At 39.6% G+C, this 3086-nt stretch carries 4 protein-coding genes and 1 pseudogene; all 5 read left to right on the top strand.

Annotation, left to right across the window (positions count from 1 at the left end):
- Positions 1-249 precede the first annotated feature (249 nt).
- On the top strand, positions 250-1002 hold the full coding sequence (locus tag F6K22_RS37115) for a caspase family protein (RefSeq protein WP_293109750.1): 753 nt from the start codon (positions 250-252) through the stop codon (positions 1000-1002).
- A gap of 239 nt (positions 1003-1241) precedes the next feature.
- On the top strand, positions 1242-1451 hold the full coding sequence (locus F6K22_RS37110) for a helix-turn-helix domain-containing protein (RefSeq protein ID WP_293109748.1): 210 nt from the start codon (positions 1242-1244) through the stop codon (positions 1449-1451).
- Positions 1408-2067 carry an RNA-guided endonuclease InsQ/TnpB family protein gene (locus tag F6K22_RS37105; RefSeq protein ID WP_293109746.1) on the top strand — a complete coding sequence of 220 codons (660 nt, stop codon included), beginning with the start codon at positions 1408-1410 and terminating at the stop codon, positions 2065-2067. The genes F6K22_RS37110 and F6K22_RS37105 overlap by 44 nt, the downstream gene beginning before the upstream one ends.
- Positions 2007-2312, top strand: coding sequence for an RNA-guided endonuclease InsQ/TnpB family protein (locus tag F6K22_RS37100; RefSeq protein ID WP_293109745.1), 306 nt, complete (start codon positions 2007-2009; stop codon positions 2310-2312). Before F6K22_RS37105 ends, F6K22_RS37100 begins: the two co-directional genes overlap by 61 nt.
- 138 nt (positions 2313-2450) lie before the next feature.
- Positions 2451-3086: pseudogene (locus tag F6K22_RS37095) on the top strand (peptidase C14 caspase catalytic subunit p20); the annotation flags it as partial.

Raw genomic sequence — 3086 nt, 5'->3', positions numbered from 1 at the left:
TGGGGGGGGGAAAGAATCCCCCATTATACACCTTGAATAAGCTGACTGCTGTTAGCGTTAGCGAAGCTCCTCTGTAAGAGGCAGCTCCTCTGAAAGAGGCTAGCTGAGTGCTGAGTGCTACTTCAATGAGTTAACAGACCTCACGTCGTGAGGTTGAGGAATCCCGCGCTGTCTTGTCAGAGCAGCGTCGGGAGAATTTCAATTGCTTAAATTATTAACCAACTCAGAAAAACAAATAGAGGAACTCAGATGAATTCAATTAATTCAGAACTATCTGCGACTAAAAAGATTTATGCTTTGCTAGTAGGTATCGATCAGTATGCGCCAGATTCAGAAGTACCTACATTAAAAGGTTGTCAGAACGACATTAAGGCCATAGAAGCCTATCTTAAAGACCAAATAGCAGGAGAATGGGAATTATTTGAACCGAGAATTCTTACTAATGAACAAGCTACTCGTCAAGGAATCATTGATGGTTTTCAGGAGTACCTTTGCCAAGCAGGAAGCAATGATATTGCCCTATTCTACTATTCAGGACATGGGGGTCAACAAAAGACACCAGAAGAATTATTGCATCTAGACCCAGACAACTTAAATGAAACCTTAGTTTGCTACGATAGTCGTAGTCCTGGAGGTTATGATTTAGCGGATAAAGAACTCAAGTATTTACTAGCTAAAGTAGCAGAGAAAGATCCTCGTGTTATAGTGATTTTTGATTGCTGTGATGCAGGTGCAGGAACTCGAGATGTTGAAGGTGTACGTCTAGCTCCAGAAGATACGAGAGATCGCCCTTTATCTAGCTTTATTTTTGCTCAGGACGAAACCTTTAAGAATTTGCTATTGACTTCATCAGAAGTTGATCAGAAAAAGACACGATTAGATTTGCCTAGAGGAAAACATATTCTCTTAGCAGCTTGTCGAGACTACCAATATTCAAAGGAATATAAAGGAGATGATGGCGAACCTAGAGGCGTTTTTTCTTACTCTCTCCTGCAAAGTTGACAACAAACTAATAGTCATTGATCTTACTGTGATTTAGCAAGAAATGTAGCAGCTTTGGTTAAGGGGCTAACAATTGGACAAAGTTGAAAAAATCTCAATAAATCTTGAAAACCTGCTGATTATCTGCTATGGTATCTTAAATTCTCCTAAGTTATCAAATACTTTTTTTCATGGTTTACCAGTTCCAATGAAATCAATCAAGACCAAGTTAAAACTTAACAACCAGCAAAAAACAATACTTGCTTGCGCACGCAGGAGTTGCACGTCATGCTTATAACTGGGGATTAGCAACTTGCATTACTGAGTACGAAGAAACTAAAAAACGCCCAAGCGCCATCACCCTGCATAAGCGTTTAGTAGCTGAAGTCAAATCAATTAATCCCTGGTACTATGAGGTATCTAAATGTGCACCAAGGGCAAGCATTAAGAGATTTAGAGAGAGCATTTAAAAACTTTCTAACTATTCCGAACCGTGGATTTCCAGTCTTTAAGAAAAAAGGTAGAAAAGACAGCTTTTATTTAGAAGGTAGTATTAAGATTATTCAAGGAAACTACATACAACTACCAAGAATAGGAATAGTAAAAACATACGAAATCTTACCTTCAGTATTAGTAAAAAACGTCACAATCTCAAAAAAAGCAGATAGTTGGTACATCAGTTTTAAGTACAATTTTGAATCCTATCCAACAGAAAAAGTTGGAGAAACTATTGGTGTAGATATAGGCATAAATACATTAGCAACCTGTTCTGATGGCAGTAAATTTGCCAATGTCCAAGCCTACAGGCAAGCCAAAAAACGATTAGTTCGTCATCAACGTGCAGTCAGCAAAAAAGTTATTGGTTCCAAAAACAGACGCAAAGCAGTAAAAAAACTTGCCAAAATCCACAAGAAAGTCGCCGATATCAGAGCAGATACATTACATAAACTCACTTCATGGTTAGCTAAAAACCACAGCACCATAGTAATTGAGGATTTAAACGTGAGTGGAATGCTCAAAAAGCGGTGCGACCCCGCGACGACGCCAGCTCGCTTGCGGAACGCGCACCAAGACACCATAAACTAGCAAGTGCCATAGCAGATTGTGGATTTTATGAATTCAAGCGTCAGCTTACATACAAATGTGAATGGTATGGCAGTGAATTAGTCATAGCGGATAGATTTTATCCAAGTTCTCAAATATGTTCAAACTGTGGTCATCAACAGAAAATGCCGTTACACTTGAGAACGTATGAATGTAGTGAATGCGGTTTTGAAACTGACAGAGATTTTAATGCTGCTGTCAACTTGAAAAACTATGTGTATCAGTAGCTTGAGTTCCAAGCGAATTTAAGCCGGTGGAGAAGAAGGGACGCCCTTATGCAACGTCCGTACGCAGACTGCGGTCGGTGGTATATGCGTGAAGCAGGAAGCTAGCTCCAAAGCTCATGCAACCATGTATGGGTAAGTTTGGGTAAGTTTAGTAGAACGGAATGGAAACGTCCTGTTATCAAACTTAAGCTGACAAATCATAGCAACCATAAATTATTTTGTGCTGTTCTCTTACTTTCAAGTGATTATTCCATAGAACCGCGTATACATTTCTATCCCGATCCTGAAAACCCCGATGAGTATGAAAAAAGTACAATAGCACTTGCAGGAGCGAATTCAGATGATGGCAATACTTTTGAGAGTTTTGTATTTTTGGGGATTCCAGAAGATTTTCTCGACACTGGTATAACTGAGACCAGAGATGTCTTCAAGCTCATAGTAAGTAAGACAGACTTTAATGCCGATCTACTAAAGCAAGAAGGACTAGAACCTCCTCGACAGACAAGATCTTTGTCAGGTGCTGAAGGAACTCTTGAGAGTTTAATGCAGCAAGTTTCTACCGGTGCGGCCGTAAAACCTAAGAGGAAAATTGACGATTGGATTACTAAAGAAGTAGCAGTTACTCTTGTTAAACCCAGAGATGCGGAACAACTGCAATCGGATCGCAATGCCAAATTAATGAATGGTTTAGTTGAAGTACAATCCCATCCCAGTTTGCAAGCAAAATTAACTCTAACTACTGTTTCCCAAACCACACGATCTGTGGATAATGTA

The sequence above is a fragment of the Okeania sp. SIO2F4 genome (assembly GCF_010672385.1).
Lineage (GTDB): Bacteria > Cyanobacteriota > Cyanobacteriia > Cyanobacteriales > Microcoleaceae > Trichodesmium.
The sequence above is the reverse complement of the archived record's forward strand: the minus strand, read 5'-3'. Positions and strand labels throughout refer to the sequence as shown.

What these genes read in the sequence shown, in the direction of transcription:
- F6K22_RS37115 (WP_293109750.1), top strand. Translation starts at nt 250, where the DNA reads ATGAATTCAATTAATTCAGAACTATCTGCGACTAAAAAGATTTATGCT.